Origin of the sequence: Pseudonocardia zijingensis (assembly GCF_042657305.1) — a bacterium.
GTDB classification, from domain to species: domain Bacteria; phylum Actinomycetota; class Actinomycetes; order Mycobacteriales; family Pseudonocardiaceae; genus Pseudonocardia; species Pseudonocardia zijingensis.
The window spans coordinates 179,919-199,785 of the sequence record NZ_JBHSKO010000002.1; the positions used below are offsets into that span (position 1 = coordinate 179,919).

General features: G+C 73.6%; 15 protein-coding genes, 3 pseudogenes and 1 riboswitch. Of the genes and pseudogenes, 6 read left to right on the forward strand and 12 right to left on the reverse strand.

All coding sequences use genetic code 11. The features are described from left to right. Positions 1 to 2: 2 nt before the first annotated feature. The gene (locus ACFPL3_RS05050; RefSeq protein ID WP_343942922.1) at positions 3 to 1,640 is read right to left on the reverse strand and encodes a ferritin family protein; all 1,638 of its coding nucleotides are present in this window, start codon (positions 1,638 to 1,640) and stop codon (positions 3 to 5) included. A gap of 202 nt (positions 1,641 to 1,842) precedes the next feature. Here ACFPL3_RS05050 and ACFPL3_RS05055 point away from each other — a divergent pair, with 202 nt between their 5' ends. Next, positions 1,843 to 3,684 carry a sigma-54-dependent Fis family transcriptional regulator gene (locus ACFPL3_RS05055; protein ID WP_343942905.1) on the forward strand — a complete coding sequence of 614 codons (1,842 nt, stop codon included), beginning with the start codon at positions 1,843 to 1,845 and terminating at the stop codon, positions 3,682 to 3,684. Between the two features lie 297 nt (positions 3,685 to 3,981). Here the strand turns inward: ACFPL3_RS05055 and gndA are convergent, their stop codons facing one another. Both gndA and holA read right to left on the reverse strand, forming a co-directional pair. After that, positions 3,982 to 5,430: an NADP-dependent phosphogluconate dehydrogenase gene (gene gndA, locus ACFPL3_RS05060; RefSeq protein ID WP_343942906.1), complete on the reverse strand. Its 1,449-nt coding sequence runs from the start codon at positions 5,428 to 5,430 to the stop codon at positions 3,982 to 3,984. 345 nt (positions 5,431 to 5,775) lie between these two features. Further along, positions 5,776 to 6,735, reverse strand: a complete 960-nt coding sequence (holA, locus tag ACFPL3_RS05065) for a DNA polymerase III subunit delta (RefSeq protein WP_343942907.1) — start codon at positions 6,733 to 6,735, stop codon at positions 5,776 to 5,778. Between the two features lie 111 nt (positions 6,736 to 6,846). Continuing rightward, a riboswitch (SAM riboswitch) is annotated at positions 6,847 to 6,963 on the forward strand. A gap of 8 nt (positions 6,964 to 6,971) precedes the next feature. On the opposite strand from holA, the gene thrC reads away from it, so the two are divergent. Further along, positions 6,972 to 8,243 carry a threonine synthase gene (gene thrC / locus ACFPL3_RS05070; RefSeq protein WP_343942908.1) on the forward strand — a complete coding sequence of 424 codons (1,272 nt, stop codon included), beginning with the start codon at positions 6,972 to 6,974 and terminating at the stop codon, positions 8,241 to 8,243. A gap of 6 nt (positions 8,244 to 8,249) precedes the next feature. Here thrC and ACFPL3_RS05075 read toward each other — a convergent pair whose 3' ends face one another. Both ACFPL3_RS05075 and ACFPL3_RS05080 read right to left on the reverse strand, forming a co-directional pair. Further along, positions 8,250 to 8,687: an SRPBCC family protein gene (locus ACFPL3_RS05075; RefSeq protein WP_343942909.1), complete on the reverse strand. Its 438-nt coding sequence runs from the start codon at positions 8,685 to 8,687 to the stop codon at positions 8,250 to 8,252. Positions 8,688 to 9,070: 383 nt separating this feature from the next. Next, positions 9,071 to 9,423: pseudogene (locus tag ACFPL3_RS05080) on the reverse strand (cytochrome c oxidase assembly protein); the annotation flags it as partial. 236 nt (positions 9,424 to 9,659) lie between these two features. Between ACFPL3_RS05080 and ACFPL3_RS05085 the strand changes: the two are divergent. Beyond that, positions 9,660 to 10,109: a hypothetical protein gene (locus tag ACFPL3_RS05085; protein ID WP_343942911.1), complete on the forward strand. Its 450-nt coding sequence runs from the start codon at positions 9,660 to 9,662 to the stop codon at positions 10,107 to 10,109. Between the two features lie 265 nt (positions 10,110 to 10,374). Here the strand turns inward: ACFPL3_RS05085 and ACFPL3_RS05090 are convergent, their stop codons facing one another. After that, positions 10,375 to 10,836, reverse strand: coding sequence for a DUF6640 family protein (locus ACFPL3_RS05090; protein ID WP_343942912.1), 462 nt, complete (start codon positions 10,834 to 10,836; stop codon positions 10,375 to 10,377). Positions 10,837 to 11,032: 196 nt separating this feature from the next. Here ACFPL3_RS05090 and ACFPL3_RS05095 point away from each other — a divergent pair, with 196 nt between their 5' ends. Then, positions 11,033 to 11,635 (forward strand): chorismate mutase, encoded by a 603-nt coding sequence (locus ACFPL3_RS05095; protein WP_343942913.1) that lies wholly within the window; start codon positions 11,033 to 11,035, stop codon positions 11,633 to 11,635. Positions 11,636 to 11,798: 163 nt separating this feature from the next. Here the strand turns inward: ACFPL3_RS05095 and ACFPL3_RS05100 are convergent, their stop codons facing one another. Together ACFPL3_RS05100 and ACFPL3_RS05105 are read right to left on the reverse strand one after the other, a co-directional pair. Beyond that, on the reverse strand, positions 11,799 to 12,812 hold the full coding sequence (locus tag ACFPL3_RS05100; RefSeq protein WP_343942914.1) for an NADPH:quinone reductase: 1,014 nt from the start codon (positions 12,810 to 12,812) through the stop codon (positions 11,799 to 11,801). Continuing rightward, complete coding sequence (locus tag ACFPL3_RS05105) at positions 12,809 to 13,726, reverse strand: aldo/keto reductase (RefSeq protein ID WP_343942915.1); 918 nt, start codon at positions 13,724 to 13,726, stop codon at positions 12,809 to 12,811. Before ACFPL3_RS05105 ends, ACFPL3_RS05100 begins: the two co-directional genes overlap by 4 nt. Before the next feature lie 95 nt (positions 13,727 to 13,821). On the opposite strand from ACFPL3_RS05105, the gene ACFPL3_RS05110 reads away from it, so the two are divergent. Next, on the forward strand, positions 13,822 to 14,415 hold the full coding sequence (locus tag ACFPL3_RS05110) for a TetR/AcrR family transcriptional regulator (protein ID WP_343942916.1): 594 nt from the start codon (positions 13,822 to 13,824) through the stop codon (positions 14,413 to 14,415). Positions 14,416 to 14,617: 202 nt separating this feature from the next. Here ACFPL3_RS05110 and ACFPL3_RS05115 read toward each other — a convergent pair. The 4 genes and pseudogenes from ACFPL3_RS05115 to ACFPL3_RS05130 form a co-directional block, all read right to left on the reverse strand. Continuing rightward, positions 14,618 to 15,655: pseudogene (locus tag ACFPL3_RS05115) on the reverse strand (MFS transporter); the annotation flags it as partial. A 25-nt stretch (positions 15,656 to 15,680) separates the two neighbouring features. Next, positions 15,681 to 16,361 carry a hypothetical protein gene (locus ACFPL3_RS05120; RefSeq protein WP_343942917.1) on the reverse strand — a complete coding sequence of 227 codons (681 nt, stop codon included), beginning with the start codon at positions 16,359 to 16,361 and terminating at the stop codon, positions 15,681 to 15,683. A 68-nt stretch (positions 16,362 to 16,429) separates the two neighbouring features. Beyond that, positions 16,430 to 16,669, reverse strand: a pseudogene (locus tag ACFPL3_RS05125) (immunity protein Imm33 domain-containing protein); the annotation flags it as partial. A gap of 202 nt (positions 16,670 to 16,871) precedes the next feature. Continuing rightward, positions 16,872 to 19,199 (reverse strand): ComEC/Rec2 family competence protein, encoded by a 2,328-nt coding sequence (locus tag ACFPL3_RS05130; protein WP_379588433.1) that lies wholly within the window; start codon positions 19,197 to 19,199, stop codon positions 16,872 to 16,874. A gap of 128 nt (positions 19,200 to 19,327) precedes the next feature. Between ACFPL3_RS05130 and ACFPL3_RS05135 the strand changes: the two genes are divergently transcribed. Continuing rightward, positions 19,328 to 19,867, forward strand: a complete 540-nt coding sequence (locus ACFPL3_RS05135) for a hypothetical protein (RefSeq protein ID WP_343947134.1) — start codon at positions 19,328 to 19,330, stop codon at positions 19,865 to 19,867.

The following is a 19,867-nucleotide window of genomic DNA, read 5'->3' on the forward strand; positions in this document are numbered from 1 at the left end:
GCTCAGGCGTCAGAGGGGGCGGGTCGCCCGGCCGGTCCCTGACGGACGTAGTCGGCGGCGAACGCCGCGCGTTCGGCGTCGCTCATCTCGTTCAGGAGGACGTTGGGGCTCTGCACGACCGGCATGCGCCGCATGTGGTCGAGCGTCCACATCTTCTTGGGATCCAGGTCGAGGTGCGGCTGGGCCGTCATGGTCTTGCCGTCGTCGCGCACGGCGCCCATGTCCTTGACGACGTCGGCCCAGTTCCAGCCGTGGTAGAGGGTCTCCCACTCCCGGTGCCCGACGAGCCGGCCCATGTTGGGGGTGTCACGCCCCTCGTAGGTCGGCCGGAAGGCCACCTTGTCGGTCCAGTGGCACATCTCGTGGCAGTAGGTGCGCCATTGGCCGTCGACCTTGTCCATCACCATGTCCTCGCGCACGAGGCACGGCACCATGCAGGTCCAGCACCGGTGCGGGTACACGTAGTCGACGTCCTCGGCCACGATCGCGTTGTGTCCGTTGGGCGTGGCGAGCCGGTTGTAGTTCTCCCACCACTTCCCGTACCTGTCGTACCAGCCCGGGTACTTGTACTCGAACCACTCGAAGTCCTCGTCGGTCATACCGTCGATCCGCCAGTAGTTGGCGAGCCAACCGGTGGCGAAGAACTGCGCGACCTCGTGGACGTAGCCCTTCTCCCAGATCTGCTTCCAGGATTCCTCGACCAGGTCGTGCGGGATCGTGAGGCCGTACTTCTCCAGCGGGACCAGGTAGGACCGGTAGTAGTCGTCGTAGATCCAGCGCCGCCACATCTCCGCGTACGACTCGCGGTCCTTGCGCCGGTCCTTCGTGCCGTACTCGATGAAGGTGCCGATCGCGGCGTCCACGACGCGGTGGTTGTTCCACCACGCGTAGCGCAGGTCGCGGGCGAGCAGCTGGTGGTTCTCCTCGTCCGACAACGCCATCAGGAGCGTGGCGTAGCCGTTGGAGATGTGCCGGGACTCGTCGGACTGCACCGAGTGGAACACGGTGGGCAGCAGGTAGTCGCCGTTGGCCGCCGCCTCCGCCGGCATGGCGACGAAGAGGGTGTTCGTGAACGCGGTCTCGGCGACGATCGTCAGGTAGATGCTCGCCGCGGTGATCGCGTCACCGGTGATGAACCCCTCGGCGAACTGGCGGCCGATGGTGCCGCAGTAGTCGCCCTGGAACCCGCGCAGGCTGGTGTTGAAACCCGCCGGGTCGATGTAGTTGTTCATGTACAGGCGCTTGAGGTTCTGCTGGATCGTCGAGTGCCGGACCTCGTCGATCATCTGGATCGCCTGGCCGTTGTGCAGTTCCGGGTTCGGCACCGTGTGGAACAGCATCGGCATCGACCGGGCGGCGGAGATCTCCGGCAGCGGGATGATCGACAGGAACAGCTTCTGCCACTCCAGCCAACGCTCCTGCACCTGGCGGAACATGTTCCCGCGGATGGCGCCGTCCTGCGCGCCGTACACGCGGTGGTCCTTCTCCTCCTCCATCGGGAAGTACGAGCGCAGGACCTGCTTCAGCGGGTCCTTCTTCGCAGCCTTCCGGAACGTGTAGTCCGTTCCGTACTTCATGTAGGGCTCGTGGTACAGAGGCTCCCAGGCGAGTTCCTGGATCTTCTGATGAGCCTTCGCCAGACTCTGCCGACTCACGACATCTCCTCACGGGTGGTGGGTAGGCGGCGAGCCGCACGACGGCGCGGGTTGTCGTCTGCTCGTGTCGCCGATCACACCCCCGTCCGCTTGCATCCGCGGTCTCAATATGAGACGGCGCCGTCGCCGCTGTACGGCCTACGCTGTGGAGGCTCTGACGGACCGACGTTGCTCCGAGGAGGCCTGCTTGGCTCGGCGACCGGAAGGCGGACCGCGAACACCTGCGGGAGCGGCGACCGACGAACTGGCCCGCGCGCGCGTCTCGTTCCTGATGGACGAGCCGGTGCAGTCCGGCGTGGTCAGGGAACCGATCCTCGCCTCCTGGACCCGATCAGTCGCCTGGCAGGTCCCCGCCGACCACATCGAGCTGCCCTACGCCGAGGACGTCGACGACGACAGCGTGCTCACCCGGGCCGCCCGGCCGGTGCTCGCGGAGGTCTCGGACCAGTTCGCCACCGAGCCGGTGAGCGTGATCCTGTGCGACGCGGACGGGGTGGTGCTGGACCGGCGCACCGCGGACACCTCGCTGGAGTCCCACCTCGACCGCGTGTTGCTGCGGCCGGGCTTCAGCTACGCGGAGCGCCACGTCGGCACCAACGGCATCGGCAGCGCCCTCGAGGGCGGCGGGCCGGCGCAGGTGTTCGGGCACGAGCACTACGTGGAGCACCTCGAGGACCTCGCCTGCGCGGGCATCCCGGTGCGCCACCCGGGCACGGGCCGCGTGCTCGGCGTTGTCGACATCACCTGCTGGCGGCGCCACGCCGGCAGCATGATGGCGACCGCGGTCGCCTCGATCGGTCGCCGGATCGAGGAGGCGGTCCTCGTGCACTCCGGTCGCCGCGAACACCTGCTGCTCCAGGACTACCTGCGCGCCTGCCGGCGGGCCCGCGGCGCGGTCTTCGCCATCGGCGCCGACGTGCTGATGATGAACGACCGGGCCCGCGAGCAGTTCGACCAGCGCGACCAGGGGGCCCTTCTCGCCGAGGCCGTGGAGGCACTCGGCGCCGGCCGCGACCGCAAGCTCGTGGTCGACCTGCCCAGCGGCCTCACCGCGCGGGTGCACTGCCGGCCCAGCTTCAGCGAGGGCGGCGTCACCGGTGGAGTGCTGCAGGTGCAGCTCGTCGCCCACATGACCCACGTGACGCACGGCGACACCGCGGCCGCCTTCCCCCCGTCCCAGCCCACCGCGGTCGGCTCCAGCACCTCGTGGAAGAAGTGCGGCCACGCCGTCGACCGGCATTTCCAGGCCCGGGAATGGCTGCTGCTCGAGGGCGAGCCTGGGGTCGGCAAGGTCACGATCGCCCGGGCCGCGCACCAGAACCGCACGCCGGCCGGGCACCTGCGGGTCCTCGACGCCGACGACCACGGGCCGCAGTGGATCGGCGAGGTCTCCGCCGAACTGGAGCACGCGGGCACCCTCGTCATCGCCCACCTCGACCGGCTCCCCGCCGCCGGTGTGACCGCCCTCGCCGAGGCGCTCGAGCCCTACCGCGAGGCCACCGGGATCGAGCGGCCGTGGGTGGTGGCCACGGTCACCCGCGAGGCGTCCGCCCGCCGCAGCGCCGACCTGGCGGCCCTGCTCACCTGCTTCCCCCGCACGGTCGAGGTGCCGTCGCTTCGCCACCACATCGAGGACGTCGCCGAGCTCGTGCCCCACCTGCTCGCGCGCCTCGCCCGCGGTGCCCTCACCTGCTCGCCCGAGGCCATGCACGTGCTCATGCGCAACCGGTGGCCCGGCAACGTCGAGCAGTTGCACCAGGTGCTGCGCAAGGTCGTGGCGAAGCGCCGCGCCGGCGTGGTGGAGGCTCGCGACCTGCCGCCGGAGTGCCGGGTCACCACGCGCCGGGTGCTCACCCCGCTCGAGGCGATCGAGTGCGACGCGATCATCGAGGCGCTGCTCGACACCGGCGGCAACAAGGTGGAGGCGGCGCGCAGGCTGGGCTCGTCACGCGCCACCATCTACCGCAAGATCCGCGAGTACGGGATCGCCATGCCGAGCCCCGTGGAAGGGGCGGCCCAGCGTTCCTAGACGATCGATTCCCCACTCGATCGTTGCTCAGCACGGAGCGACGTCTGGTCCTCTGGGGCTCGACAAACCTGCCCGAGCAGGACCTCACGGCGGCTGTGACAGCCCCGGTGTACCGCCTCGCGCTGATCACACGCGGCATCGGCCGCCCGCCCGGGAGCATGATCGTTGTTTCGGCGCGAAACCCGACGCATCCCGTCGAGAAACGCGCCGGTTCACCGATCATGGGCTGGGGAGCCTGCCGGAGGGGCGGCCCCGCACGATGCGCGGCGCCATCAGGAGGCCATCCGCGGGCACCGGCTAGACGTCCGTGCGCACCTCGGTGCCGTCCTGCGCCCAGCGGGTGTGGAACACGCCGTCGGTGTCGGTCCGGCGGTAGGTGTGGGCGCCGAAGAAGTCCCGCAGCCCCTGGATCAGGTTGGCAGGGCCCCGCTCGCGGCGGTAGCCGTCGTAGTACGACAGCGAGCTCGCGAACGCCGGGATCGCCACGCCCTGCTGCGTGGCCGTGACCACCACGCGCCTCCAGGCGTCCTGCGCCTTGGCCACGGCGTCGGTGAAGTACGGCACCATCAAAAGGTTCTCGACGTCACCGTGCTCGGCGTAGGCGTCGCGGATGCGGTTGAGGAACTGCGCGCGGATGATGCAGCCGCCGCGCCAGATCGTGGCCATCGCGCCCAGGTCGAGGTTCCAGTCGTTCGCCTTCGACGCCGCGCGCATCTGCGCGAAGCCCTGCGCGTAGGCCACCACCTTGCTGGCGTAGAGGGCCTGGCGGATGTCCTCGACGAGGTCTGCGCGGTCCTCGCCCGCTCCCGGCACCGGCCCGGCCAGGGTGCCTGCGGCCGCCCTCCGCTCGCTCTTCAGCGACGAGAGGGTGCGCGCGAACACGGCCTCGGTGATGCCGGTGAGCGGCACGCCCAGGTCGAGCGCGTCGATCGCCGTCCAGCGGCCGGTGCCCTTCTGCTCCGCCTCGTCGAGGATGACGTCGACGAGCGGGCGGCCGGTGCGGGCGTCGGTCTTCTGCAGCACCTCCGCCGTGATCTCGATGAGGAACGACTCCAGGTCGCCGGAGTTCCACTCCTCGAAGATCTTGCCGATGGCCGGGGCGTCGAGACCGGCGACGTGCGTGAGCAGGTCGTAGGCCTCGGCGATGAGCTGGATGTCGGCGTACTCGATGCCGTTGTGCACCATCTTGACGTAGTGGCCCGCGCCGTCGGGGCCGACGTGCACGCAGCAGGCCGTGCCGTCCACCTGCGCGGCGATGCCGGTGAGGATCTCCTCCACCTCGGCGTAGGCCGCCGGGTCGCCGCCGGGCATGATGCTCGGCCCGAGCAGCGCGCCCTCCTCGCCGCCGGACACGCCCACGCCCATGAACCGCAGGCCGCGCGCCGCGCACTCCTCGGTGCGGCGCTTGGTGTCGGGGAAGTGGGAGTTGCCGGCGTCGATGATGATGTCGCCCTCGTCGAGCAACGGCGCCAGCTCCTCGATCACGGCGTCGACGGGCGCACCCGCCTTCACCATCACGATGATCCGCCGCGGCCGCTCCAGCGCGGCCACGAAGTCCTCGAGCGACTCGGCCGCCGTGAACGTGCCCTCCGACCCGTAGGCCTCGATGAACTCCCGCGTGCGCGCCGTCGTCCGGTTGTGGACGGCCACCGGCGTGCCCCGCCGCGCGATGTTGCGGGCCAGGTTCGCCCCCATCACGGCCAGCCCGGTCACCCCGATGCGGCTCTTCGCACCTGCCACGGCCATCGCTACCCCTCGCCAATCGGTCAGCCCTGCGTTCGAACCGTACCGCCAGCCGGGACGCCGGGGTGGCGCGATCGGACGCGGCGTCCGTCACCAACGGTGATCACGGTGTTCAAACGTGACGTGCCCTACACCCGGTCGACAGCCCGGCGGCCGGCCACCGAAAGTGGTGATTCCGCCGGCGGGCGTCCGCTCCCCTCGCCCGTCCGACCCGAGGAGATCCCCCGATGCTCGTTGACCTGCTCGCACTGCTCCCCGCCGTCCTCGCCGGTATCGGCGGCGCCTTCCTCGGCGACAAGGTCGGCCTCTGGATCAAGAAGACCCGCACCAGCGGCAACAGCTGACGGTCTACCGCTTGCCCCGCGCGTCCAGCATCCGCAGCACCGCGCGCTCCAGGGCGTAGTCCGGGTCGGCCGCCGCGCCCTTGACGTCGGCGTTGACCTCGGCCGCCGCGGCGAACGCCTCCGCGATGGCCGCAGGCCCCCACTGGCGCACCGACTGCTGCGCCTTGCGGATCTTCCACGGCGGCATGCCCAGGGTGCCCGCGAGCCGGTTGGGATCGCCGCGGCCCGCCGAGCCGACCTTCGCGAGCGTGCGCACCGCGTCCGCCAGCGCGTCGGCGATCAGCACCGACGGCGTGCCGAGCAGCTGCGCCCAGCGCAACGCCTCGATCGCGCCTGCCCGGTCGCCCGCCACGACCTTGTCGGCCACCGCGAACCCGGACGCCTCGGCCCGGCCGCGGTGGTAGCGGCGCACCGCCCGCTCGTCGACCGAACCGCCGGTGTCGGCCACCAGCTGGCTCGTGGCCGACGCCAGCTCCCGCAGGTCCGACCCCACGGCCTCGAGCAGCGCGCCGATCGCGTCGCCGGTGATCTTCCCGCCGACGCGGCGGGCCTCCGCGCGCACGAAGTCGGACCGCTCGTCCATCCTCGTGATCTTGTTGCAGGTGGTGACCACGGCGCCGGCCTTGCGGAGCGCGTCGACGAGGCCCTTGTTGCGCGCTCCGCCCGAGTGGACGACCACGAGAACGATGCCGTCGGCCGGGTCGGCGGACTGCTCGACGATGGCCGTGGCCAGCTCCTTCCCGACCTCCTGCGCCGCGAGCAGGACGAGCACCCGGCCCTCCGCGAACAGCGACGGGCTCAGGCTCTCGGCCAGGTCACCGGGCGTGAGCTCGGCGGCGCGCACCCGGCGCACCTCGGCCGTGGGGTCACCCGCGCGGACCTCGGCCACCACCTGCTCGATCGCCCGCTCGACGAGCAGTTCCTCCTCGCCGACGACGAGGCGGAGCGGGGCGGGCGCGGCCATGACCCCATGCTCGCGCACGACCCCGACACGGCGTGACCCGGCTCCCAGATCACGGGACGAGCTTGGGGGCCGCGGTGATGTTGTCGTAACGTGGACTGCACAACCGCATATGGCTCATCCAGAGGGGCAGAGGGAACGGCCCGACGAAGCCCCGGCAACCGGCGATGCGCGTTCGAGCGCTCGATCACGGTGCCAATTCCGACCCGCACGGTGCGGGAAAGATGAGGAGACTTCTCATGACCCTGGCTGCCGACAGCGCCACCACCACTTCCCTCGACCTCGGCCCCGCGCGTGCGCTGTCCTGTCGGGAGTGCGGCCACCAGATCCCCCTCGCCGCCGAGTTCGCCTGCCCCGAGTGCTTCGGCCCGCTCGAGGTGGCCTACGACTTCGGCACCGTCACCCGCGAGTCGATCGAGGCCGGGCCGAAGTCGATCTGGCGCTACCGCCACCTGCTGCCCGTGCCCGCGAACGTGCAGGCCCACCCCAACACCGAGCCCGGCCTCACCCGGCTGATCAAGGCCGACCGGCTCGCCGCCGCGCTCGGCGTGCGCTCCCTGTGGGTCAAGGACGACACCGGCAACCCCACCCACTCCTTCAAGGACCGCGTGGTGGCCGTGGCGCTCGCCGCCGCGCGCGAGCTCGGCTTCACCGTGCTCTGCTGCCCCTCCACGGGCAACCTGGCCAACGCCGTCGCCGCCGCCGCGGCCCGGGCCGGCTGGGACTCCGTGGTGCTGATCCCCAGCTCGCTCGAGCAGGCCAAGGTGCTCACCACCGCCGTGTACGACGGCACGCTGCTGGCCGTCGACGGCAACTACGACGACGTCAACCGCCTCGCCACCGAGCTGGCGGCCGAGCACGAGGACTGGGCGTTCGTCAACGTCAACGTGCGGCCCTACTACGCGGAGGGCTCCAAGACCCTCGGCTACGAGGTCGCCGAGCAGCTGGGCTGGCGGCTGCCCGAGCAGATCGTGGTGCCGGTGGCGTCGGGCTCGCAGCTCACCAAGGTGGACAAGGGCTTCACCGAGCTGGGCACGCTCGGCCTGGTCGAGCCCACCCCGTACCGGGTGTTCGGCGCCCAGGCCACGGGCTGCTCGCCGGTGGCGAAGGCGTTCGAGGACGGCCACGACGTCGTGCAGCCGGTGCGGCCCGACACGATCGCCCGCTCGCTGGCCATCGGCAACCCGGCCGACGGCCCGTACGTCCTCGACACCGTCCGGCGCACCGGCGGCGCGATCGGGCACGTCACCGACGAAGAGGTGGTCGAAGGCATCCGGCTGCTCGCCCGCACCGAGGGCGTGTTCGCCGAGACGGCGGGTGGCGTCACCGTGGCCACCACGAAGAAGCTGATCGAGGCCGGGCAGATCGACCCGGACGCCGAGACGGTGCTGCTGATCACCGGCGACGGGCTCAAGACCCTCGACGCCGTCGCCGGCCAGATCGGCCCGTCGGCCACCGTGCCTTCCACCAGCAAGGCGGTGCGCGAGGCACTGGCGGCGCGGGGGCTCTGAGGTCCCCTACCGGGACCCGTTCTCGGCGAGGTAGGCCAGCCGGCGCAGGCTCTCGGTGTTGCGCGGGCCGATCAGCGCGGTGCGCACCGGCCCGGGGATGAGCTTCCCCGGTCCGCTCGTGGCGTCCTCTGCCATGGCCACGAGGCAGCCGGAGGGCCGCGCCTCGATCGTGAGCCGCACGGTCGCCTCGCCGAACGGCCACCCGCGGGCCTCGAGCACGAGCTCCTTCCCCGGCACGGACGAGACCACCGAGGTCGTGTCGTCGAGCAGCGCGGGCCACACCCCCACCGAGTGGTGCAGGCGGGCCCCGACCGCGGGCCAGGCCGGGTCGACGTGCCGCATCCGGGACGCCCCCACCACCCAGCTCGGGTAGAGCCAGCCGTCGGACACCACGGCCCACACGGCGTCCGGCGACGACGCGATCTCGCGGCTGACCGTGACCACGGCGTCCTCCCTCATCCGGCGTTCGCGACGACGAGCGGCGTGATGCAGCCGTCCAGCTTCGCCGAGAAGATGTGGCAGCCCTCGCCGACGTCCGGGTAACCCGGTGCGGGCCCGCTAACCGGGATGCGGGCAGGACGCGGCCCGGCGGCCCGCCCGGTACCAGCCCGCGAACAGCGCGACGGCGAGCAGGAGCTCGGCGAGGTCCCCGCCGTAGTACATGAGCTGCGCGGCCGCCCGCAGCTGGTCGACGTCGTACGAGGTGCCCGGCGGGAGCTCGGGGGCGTGGGCGTACAGGAGCTTCGCGAGGTACGCGTGCGCTGCTCGGCGGCGATCAGGACCAGCGCCCGGACGGCGAGCGTGGGGCGGTGCCGACCGGTCGTGAGGACCGACCAGGTGAACAGGGACCCGGCGAGCAGGAAGTGCAGGTTCACCAGGTGGTGTGCGACGGCGTGGTGGGCCGTGGCCGCGTACAGCGGGGTGAGGTGGAGCAGGTAGAGCCTCCCACGTCGACCACCGCCGCGGTGGCGGGGTGGGTGAGGACGTGCAGGACCTGGCTGCGCAGCAGGCGCCGCACGGCGGCCCGCCGGGAGAGGGGCAGCACGCCGAGCAGCAGCCGGTCCGGAGCGGCGAGCACGCGCGCGAGCGGCGCGAACATCCCGAGCAGGAGGTGCTGGACCATGTGGCCGCGCGGGTCGTGGCCCGGTACGGCGGGCGACACCGCCACCGCGACCAGCACCAGCCCGGGCGGCGAACGCGACGGTGCGCCGGCCGCTCACCGGACTTCCCGGCGGCCCCGCCACGTGAGCGCGGCGCCGATCAGCAGCAGCGCCACGGCCGCGGCGTTCCACGCCAGGTCGTAGGTGAGCAGGTCCGTGGTGTCGTAGCGGCGGTGGTTCCCGGAGCGGACGGGTCGAACCGCCCGCGGGCTCCCGGACCGCGGTTGACGCGCTCCCCACGGGGTACCGGCTCCGCGTGGATGAACCGATCGACGCCGCGCACACCCGCCCGGAAGGCGCCACTGACGAGCACGTCCTCGCCAGCGGGAAGTTCACCGAGGCGCTGGCCTACCTCGAGCGCGCCCGCGGGCACCTCTACTCCTTCCACCGGTTGATCGGCGAAGCCGATGCGATGCTCGACGAGGTCGTCGACAACCTCCGGGCCATCGACAAGGACGCGCTGGCGGACCGGGTCTCCGACGAGATCCGCGGCCGGAACGTGATCGCCGGGCGGTGGACCTTCCAGCTCGTCGAGGAGTTCGACGACGGCTACTACACGGTCTACCGCGACCTCGAGCGCACCGTGCGCGACGAGATCATGGAGGGGAAGCGGCACGTGTACGAGGCCGAGATGAAGCAGAGCAGGCGCACGCCGAAGCAGCCCGGTCACGAGAAGACGCCCGAGGACGTGACGGGCACCGTGTGAAGTCCGCGCCACGGGTGAACAATCCGGGGTGGACTCCGCTGAACCCAGCTGGTGGAGAGCACGAACCTCGCCGTGATCGTCCTGCGGCGGCGCCCGGACGAGGGCGAACGCGACCACGTGCGCATCCTGATCGTGCTGCCGTGGCTCGGGCTCGCCTCGGGCGTGGCGCTCGCCGCGCAGAAGGAAGCCACGGTGTGGCTGCGTGCGGGTCTGCTGCTCGCGCTGGGCCTCGTGCTGTTCGGGCTCACCCGCCTCGGCGGGCGGCTCACCCGTGCGAAGGCGTGGGATGACGCCTGCCCCGTCCCAGGACCAGCGAGGCGCCGAGCACGGCCAGGCAGACCGCCGCCGAGAGGATGTTGACCTCCACGCCCTTGACGGTGTTGGCCGGTGAGTCGCGGAACTCCTCGTCGCTGAGCGCGGTGCCCGGGAAGGCGGCGGCGCCGAACATGCCGACGTGGGGCACCGACACGATCGCGGCGGCGAGCACCCGGTTCCGGTCGGGGTCACCGTTCGGAGAGGTCAGCAGCCGCAGGCCGATGCCACCCAGGACGGCACTCATCACGATGTACTGGGCGTTGTGGAATTTCGCGTGCGCGGGCCAGCGGGGGTTGCGCATGTGCTGGCGCGCCGTCTCCGGTATGACGGCGTCCACGACCAGCGCGCCCACGGCCGTCCCGGCCGCGATCAGGCCGACCAGCCCGCGCGCCGTCTTGTTCCTCGCACCCATGGGAAACCTCGTCTCCACTCACGCTCGACCTGATGTCTCAGTGTGACATCGAGCGTAGCAGGCGATGTCAGTTCATGACATCAGTCTCTCGTCGGACGCACCCGCTGTTCCGTGCGCCACATCGGCTTGCCGTGATCGAACCGGCGCGGAAGCGTGCCCGTGAGGCAGACGTACTAGTTCGTCAACGGGGGGACGAATGATCGAGGATCAGGCGAAGCGCAGGACGGTCGCCGGCGGGGCGGCGCTCGCCGTCACGGCGGCCATGCTCGCGGGGTGCGGGCAGGCGGCGACCCCTTCGGCCCCGGGGCCGTCGGCCGAGAGGCTGGCCCGGGTCGTCCAGCTCGCCGCCGAGCGGGCGGCGATCTCGGACCGGGTGGCCGCCGCCAAGTTCGGCACCGGGAAACCGGTGACGGACCCGGAGCGCGAGGCCGTGGTGGTCGCGGACGCCCGGGCCCAGGCCGACCGCGCAGGGGTCGATCCCGACTGGGTCACCCGCGTGGTCTCCGATCAGATCGCGGCCAGCACCCAGGTGCAGAACGACCTGCTCCGGCAGTGGGACGAACACCTGGGTTCGGGGCCCTCCGAGCGCCCGGACCTCGCGGAGATCCGGCCCGAGATCACCCGCATCAGCACCGAGCTGGTCACCGCGCTGAAGGGCGCCGAACCGGTCCGCACGCAGGAGGACTGCCCGTCCGCGCTCGCCGCGGCCGTGCGGCAGCAGGCCGGCGAGCTGGATCCCCTCCACGCGGCCGCGCTGGACCGGGCCCTGCGGTCCGTCTGCTCCGCACCCACCGGCTGAGCCCGCCGGCCGCGGGTGGGTGCGCTACACCCTCCCGGTGGGCGGGACCGGTTCATAGCGTCGATCCCATGGACGAGACCAGGAATGCAGACGGATCGCGCGTGAGCCCGCTTCCCGACCAGACGGCCGTGCTGGTCGCACACGCCGCCGAGTACAGCCGGCGTCAGCGCGAGACGTCGACCACCACCTTCCCGACCGCGCCGCCCTCCACCGCCCGGTGCGCGTCGGCGGTGCGCTCGAGCGGGAAGCGGACCAGCGGCAGCCCGTGCTCCTCGCCGACGGGGAGCGCACCCGCGGCGACCGCCGCGGCGACGTCCTCCACCGCCGCGGACCGCACCTGCGCACCGGCCGTGTAGAGCACCAGGAACTGCATGCGGGCGTTCAGCACCATGTGCCGCAGGACGTCCAGCTCGACCGGGCCGCCACCGTCGTTTGCGTAGGTCGAGATCGTGCCGCGCGTGCGCAGCACGGCCTGGCCGAGCGCGAGGTTCGCGCCGAGCGCCACCTCCGCCACGATGTCGATGCCGTCCGGGGCGATCCCGCGGATCTCGGCAGCGGGGTCGCCCTCGCGGTAGTTGACCACTTGGTGGGCACCGGCGGCGGTGGCCAGCCGAGCCTTCGCCGGGCCGCTGACCGTGGCGATCACCGTGGCGCCCGCCCACCGGGCGAGCTGGATCACCGCGTGCCCGACCGCCCCGGCCCCGCCCGCGGCGAGCACCACCGCGCCGTCGAGCGCGCCGGGACCCAGCCGGCGCGGCCGGTCCTCGGCGACGGTGAGCGCGCGGTGCGCGGTGAGCGCGGGGACGCCGAGCGCGGCGCCGACGTCGAACCCGACCCCGTCCGGCAGCGGCACCGCCTGGTCGGCGGGCACCACGACGTACTCCGCGGCGGTGCCGGTGGGGCGCCCGGCGGCCGCCATGAACAGCCAGACCCGCTGACCGACGCGGCCCTCGTCGACCCCCGGGCCGACGGCGTCGACCAGGCCGGCGCCGTCCAGGTGCGGGGTGATCTCCGCGAAACCCCCCGGACCGCGGGTGCGGGCCTGCGTGTCGGCCGGGTTGATCCCGGACACGGCGACCCGCACGCGGACCTCACCGGGCCCGGGTACCGGCAGGTCGCGCTCGACGAGCCGGAGGACGTCGGGCCCGCCGGCCTCGCGGTGGACGATCGCCTTCACGATCCGCCCTCGCCACGCGCGGCGCCGATCGGGACCTCGGCGGAGCGGGACTCGACGGCATCGAGTGCGGCCATGGCCGCGTCGTCGAGGGTGATCGCCGCGGCGGCCACGTTGGCCTCGAGGTGGGCGGGATCGGCGGTGCCGGGGATGAGCAGCACGTTCGGCGCGTGGTGCAGCAGCCAGGCGAGACCGACCTGCGCGGCGGTCACGCCCAGGTCGGCCCCGACGGCCTGCACCGCGGGTTCGTCGGTGGCCCGGGGAAGGCCCGCGAAGGCCCCGCCGAGCGGGAAGAACGGCACCCACGCGATGCCCTCGGCCCGGCACAGCTGCAGCAGGTCCTCGTCGTCGCGTGCCACGAGGCTGTAGGCGTTCTGCACGCACGCGATGCCCGCGGGCAGGGCGCGCCGCAGGACGTCGAGGGTGACGCTGCTCAGGCCGATCGCGCCGACCTTGCCCTCGTCGCGCAGGGCGGTCAGCACCGCGAGCTGGTGGTCGAGATCGACCACCTGGTCGCCCTCGGGACGCAGGCCGGGGCCGGAGTCGAGGCGGCGCAGGTTGACCACCGGGAGCTGGTCCACACCGAGGCTGCGCAGGTTGTCCTCGACGCTGGCGCGCAGCTGCTCGGGCCGTTGGGCCGGTTTCAGCGGCAGGGGCCCGCCCGGGTCGGGATCGGCGCCGACCTTCGTGACGACGAGGACGCCGTCCTCGGGGCGCAGCGCCTCGCGGATCACGTCGTTGGCGAACCCGAAGCCGTAGAACTGCGCGGTGTCGACGTGGTCGACGCCCAGCTCGACCGCGCGTCGCAGCAGCGCGACCGCCTCGTCGCGGCGGTCGTGGAGGCGTTCGAGCTGCAGGGCGCCGTAGCCGACGCGATGGACTGCGCGGCCGGCGAACGGGGCCGTGGGGGTGTTCATGGGCCCGACCCTAGGCACTCTGACTGACAGATTTCAATATCTGTCAGTCACAGAACACTGTGTCCATGCCGGTCCGCTCACGTAGTTTTGGCCTCATGCGCGCGCAGCCGCTCGACGCGGAGACGATCGTGTCGGCCACCGAGGAGGTGCTGCGCCGCCACGGCCCGGAGAAGGCCACGGTGCTCGACGTCGCGCGCGTCCTGGGAGTGAGCCACGGGAGCGTCTACCGGCACTTCCCGTCGAAGACGGCGCTGCGGGAGGCCGTGATCCGGCGCTGGCTCGACCGGGTGTCCGAGGAGCTCGCCGCCGCCGCGCAGGACGACGGCCTCGCCCCGCCCGACCGGCTTCGCAGGCTGCTCACCCGCATGTTCGCCGCCAAGTGGACGAAGGCGCGGGAGGACCCGGAGCTGTTCGCCACGTTCCGGGTGCTGGCGCGCGAGCACAGCGGCGTGTCCTCCGCGCACGTCGCGTTCCTGCTCGACCAGATCCGCGCGGTCGTCGCCGACGGCATCGCCGGCGGCGACTTCACCGACGGCGACCCGGAGCAGGCCGCGCGCGCCGTCCTCGACGCGACCAGCCGCTTCCACGACCCGGTGCACGCGGAGGAGTGGCGCGCCCCGGAGGTCGAGGCGGCCTCCGAGCGCGTCCTGTCGCTGATCCTCGACGGCGTCCGTTCCCGGGGGGCCTGAGATCGGCCCCGGTCACGGGTCGCCGGGCACCCGCGCCGGCTCCGCCGCCGACCGCCCCGGGAGAGCCACCGCGCAGGCCAGACCGGCCACCAGGGCCACCGCGAAGACGCCGAGGACGGTCCGGTGCTCGGCCAGCACGGCCGACCGGCCGGTCACCGGTGAGGTCGACCAGGCGCCCGAGCAGCGCGACACCGACGACCCCGCCGAGGTAGCGCATCGTCGTCCCGATGCCCGCGGCCGCGCCGCTGTGCTCCCGCGCGACGGCGGTGAGCGAGGCGCTCTGGGCGGCGGGGGTGGCCAGCCCGACCCCGACACCGAGCACGGCCAGCGGCAGCACGAGCCCCGCCAGGGACGACAGGTCCGCGGCCGCCAACAGGCCCACCGCGCCGAGGGACGCGAGCGTGCCGCCGAGCGCCACCAGCCGGGCCCCGACCCGGTCGGTGATCCGGCCCGCCACGAGCGAGGCGACGATCATCGCGGCCGTCAGGGCGACGAGGAGCCGTCCGGTGGCCGCCGGGTCGGCCCCGAGCAGCGCGGCCAGCACCTGCGGCAGCTCGAACAGCAGCGTGTACATCACCAGGTTCTGGAACGCGACGAGCAGCGACCCGGCGGTGAACGCCCTCGAGCCGAACAGCCCGAAGGCGACGACCGGATCGGTGGCCCGGCGCTCCCACCACACCAGCGGCACCACCAGCGCGGCGCACGCGCCCAGCAGGACCGCCGCGGTGGCGGCGGGAGCGTCGAGGCCGAGGACCAGTGCGGCGAGCGCCGCCGTCAGCAGCACCGTGCCCACCACGTCGAACGGGGACCGGCGCGGCGACCCGGGGCGCCGGGTGCGACCAGCCGCGAGCACGGACGCGAGGCCGATCACCGGGAGGTTGGCGGCGAAGATGCTCGGCCAGCCGAACGCGCGCACGAGCTCACCCCCCACCACCGGGCCGATGCCGGCCGCCAGCGACATCACCGCCCCGAACAGGCCGAACGCCCGGCCGCGCCGCTCCGCGGGCAGCTCGATCCGCAGCAGCGCCAGGGTGGCCGGCACGATCGCCGCTCCACCGGCCGCCATCAGCACCCGGGCCACGGCGAGCACGCCGATCGACCCGGCGGCCGCGCCGAGGACCGCACCGACCGCGACCAGGGCCAGCCCGAGCGCCAGGACGCGCCGGTGCCCGATCCGGTCGCCGAGCTTGCCGCCCGGACCCTGCAGCACGATCGCGGCCACGAGGTAGCTCGCCACCACTGTGCGCCTTCCTGGGAGGCGCGGACTAACACGCGCGGGCGGGGCCGCCCCGCACCGGCGGCTGCTGCTCGATCACCGGATGCGCACGCGCGCCGTCGACCACCGACCGGTCCCCCGGCCCGAAGAACCACGGGAACTCGACCTGCCCCGCCACCCGCTCCGGCGTCTCCGCCGGCGGCGCGAGCAGGTCGTCGTCGGCGACCACGCAGACCACCTCGGCGATCACCAGGTAGCCGGTGGGCGGACGGGCGGCACCGCGGTCGCGGAGGGCCGGCTGACCTGCCGGCTCGATCACCCGGCACTCCAGCCGCGCCCGGCCCGCCACCAGCGATGGCACCGCGACCTGGTGCGACGCGGTGGTCGGCCACCGCACCGCCCCGGTCGCGCGCTCGCGCGGCGCCCTGGCCACGTCGGCCAGGTGCTGGGGCAGGTCCGATGCGGTCAGGTTGGCCACCAGCTCACCGCACGCCAACGCCGCCGCCTGGACCAACTCGGGCTCGCCGCCGGCGTCGCGGACCGCCGCGATGGTGATCGCGACCGTCGCGAGTCGCCCACGCATCGGCACGCAGTGGCCCAGTGGCGCGACCAGCGGCTCGCCGGCCGCGTCCAGCGTGGAGATCACGACTGTCGGGTGCGGCGCCACCAGCCGGGTGAGCAGATCGTGCCGCTGCTGCGGCGCCAGGTCGGCCATCTCGACGATGCGCAACGGGAACGACCCTCCCGGTCCTGGATCCGATCGGGCGAGTCTGGCACGGCCGCAGGTGACGAGCTGGTTCAGCCTCGGAATCGAGGAGGGAAGTAGAGCGCATCGGTCGGGATCTCCCGACCGGTGGCGGTGTCGACGACCCTGGTGCCTTCACCTTCATCGACAAGCTGCAGGTCGGATCCGACCGGCAGGTCCCAGATCCCGATCAGGGCGGGCTCGATCCGGCAGACCTCGTTGTAGTCGACGACCTTCGTGTTCGCCGAATCCGCCAGGTACTCACTCGTGTCGATGTGGGAGAAGATCCTCCAGCCGCTGTCAGCGGAGGCTCACGACTCCTCACGCACCATCCACTTGACCCGGCCCGCACCGGAAAGCACGGTGGTGGTGGTGGTCAGGCAGGCCCCGGCGCGGGGGATGAACTGCATCGCCGGTCTCCTCCACATCTCGGTACCGGTCCCTACGCCATGTGCCGGCGGTGTCCGGGCACCCAGGCGGACCCGCCGAGCATCCTCATCGTGGAGCCGGGAGCGGTGAACCCCGGGACACGAGCTCGAGGTCGGCCGGGCTGCCGACCACGGCGACGTCGCCCGCGAGGTCGGTGCGGCGGACCGCGACTCCGGCCCGCTCCAGGCCACCGACCAGGCCCGGGTCGGGGTGCCGGTACCGATTGCCCGCGCCGACGCTCACGAGGACCGCCCGCGGGGCCACCGCGTTGAGGAACGCGACGGATGTGTAGCGGCTCCCGTGGTGCGGCATCTTCAGGACGTCGGCGCGCAGGTCGGCGCCGGACCCGAGCAGGTCGGCCTGGGCAGCGAGCTCCGCGTCGCCGGTGAGCAGCACCGAGCCGGCCGGCGTACGGGCGCGCAGCACCAGCGACCCGTCGTTGACCGCCGTGCCGTCGTCGCCGTCGACGAACGCGGCCGGGTGCAGCGGGCCGAGCACGTCGAGCGTGAGCGCGGGCCATTCCAGCCGCCCGCCCGCGGCGAGCGCCACGAGCGGCGCGCCGGCACCGGACGCGGTGGCGGCCACTTCCCGCAACGCCCACGCGGGCGCGCGCACGGGGCCCACCGCCACCCCGCCCACCGCGCGGCCGCGCAGGGCCCCCGCGAGCCCGCCGACGTGGTCGGCGTGCAGGTGGCTGACCACGACCAGCGCGATCCCCTGGACGCCGAGCCGGTCGAGGCAGGCGTCGACCGGGCCGTCGTCGGGCCCGGCGTCGACCAGCACCACCCAGCCGGGACGCCCCGTGGCCAGCACGACGGCGTCGCCCTGGCCGACGTCGCAGGCCACCGCGGCCCACCCCGGCGGCGGCCAGCCCGGCGGAGCGACGCGCGTGGGCACCAGCACGAGCGCCAGCCCCAGCGCGACGGCGAGGAGCAGAGCCCGCCACCGCGGCGAGCGGCCGAACCACAGCAGTCCGAGCACCACCAGGCACAGCAGCAGCGCACCCGCGGGCCCGCCCGGCCAACCGAGGACCGCCCCGGGCACGGCCGCGGACCGGTCGGCCACGACCACCAGCCACCACGCGGCCGGGGCGGCCGCCCACGCACACATCTGCGCCGGCAGTGCGCCGAGCGGGGAGACCACCGCCGCCAGCACCCCGAGCACGGTGGCCGGCGCGACCGCGGGCACCGCGAGCAGGTTGGCCACCACCGCGACCGGGCTGACCTCGGCGTTCAGCCCGGCGATCAACGGGGCGGTGGCGACGAACGCCGCCGCGGGGACCGTGAGCGCCTCCGCGGCCCACCGGGGCAGGCCAAGGCGCTGCAGTGCGGCGGACCATCCCGGCGCGAGCAGCACCAGCGCGGCGGTGGCGAGCACGGAGAGCGCGAACCCGGGGTCGACGGCGAGCGCCGGATCGGCCAGGAGCAGCACCAGCACGGCGGCCGCGAGCGCGGGAACCGCGGACCGGCCCCGCCCCATGGCCAGCGCGAGCAGTACGACGCCCGCCATGGCGGCCGCCCGCACGACGCTCGGCGACGGCCGTGCGAGCACCACGAACCCGAGCACCGCGGCGGCGCTGACCGCGGCGGCGAGCCGGGGGTCGGCCCGCAGGAGCCGCAGCAGCGCGAGGACGGCCCCGGCCACGATCGCCAGGTTGGCGCCGGACACCGCGAGCAGGTGGGTGAGCCCCGCGGCCCGGAAGTCCGACTCGACCTCAGCCGTGAGCGCGCTGGTGTCGCCGACGGCCAGCCCGGGCAGCAGTCCGCCCGGTGCGGGCGGCAGGACGCCCGCGGCCTCGCGGAGCCCTGCGCGGAGCCCGCCCGCGGCGTGCTGCCACCACGGGGGCGGTGCCGGTTCCCCCGGCGGCCCGCGGACCCGCAGCACGGCAACGGTGAGGTCGCGGCGCCCGGCCGGCGCGAGCAGCCCGTGGGCGGTGGCCGCCTGTCCCGGCAGCAGCCCGGCCCATTCGCCCGCGGGCGCGATGAGCAGCAGCCGGCCGCCCACCGCCCAGCTGCCGTCGCCGACCACCGCGCGCTGCAGCACCACCGGCACCAGCACCTGGCTCGCCTCGCCCGGTCGCGCGCCGTACCCCGTGGTGCGCAGGGCCCGCGGGTCGTCGGTCACCACCACTCGCACCTCCGCCGCTGCGCCGCGCTCCGCGGGAGCGCGCAGCGGGTGGAGCTCGACGAGGGCGGTGTGGGCGGCGACCACGAGCGCGGCGGCGGACGCGCTCCCGGCCGCGGCCAGGACCGCGGCCGCCCACACCGCCCCGCGGTGGCGGGTGAGCGTGGCGGCGACGACCACCGCGCACGAGGCCAGCACCCCGGCGCCCGCTCCAGGTCCGAGCCCGATCCCGAGCAGCACCACCGCCCACACCGCCAGCGCCGCGGGCACCAGCCGCAGGTCGGGCGGGTGGCGCGGCTCGTCGACGCCGTGTGCCGATCTTCTGGGCGCCCGCCCCCAACCACCGCGAGCTCCGCGCGGTCGTCGCCGGGGTGACGACCACGATCTCGGGAGGTCCCGTGAGCCCCAGCCGACTCCTGCGCCAGGCATCCGTGCCTCCGTTCCTGGTGATCGGGATGGTTGTGGCGGGGCTGTTCGCGGCGGGGGTGGGGATCGCGGTGCTCGTCGGCGGTGTGGACGGCACGCCCACGTGGATGCGCCACACCGCCGTGGCGCTCGCGGCGGGGCTGGGCATCGGCCTCATCCGCGCCACGACGGAGTGGGCCCTGGATCGGCGGAGCGTCCGGCGCGTCTGCCGCTACGTCGAGACCGGCTGCTTCCTCGACGCGGCCGTGGAGCTGCAGGGGTACGTGAAGCAGCTGGAGACGCTGTGCGGGCAGTACGACCCCCTGACGCTGCGCTGGTCCTGCACGCTCGCCCACCTGCTGCTACACAAGGGCCAGCGGGTGCGGGCGATGGTGCTGCTCGCGCTGGTGATCGACGGTCAGCTCACGGTGCTGGGCCCGCACCACCCGGACACGCAACGGTCGATCCGGCTGCTCGACGGCCACACCGACATCACGGCACCGATCGCCCCGGTGGAGCGCTGGTGGGCCTGA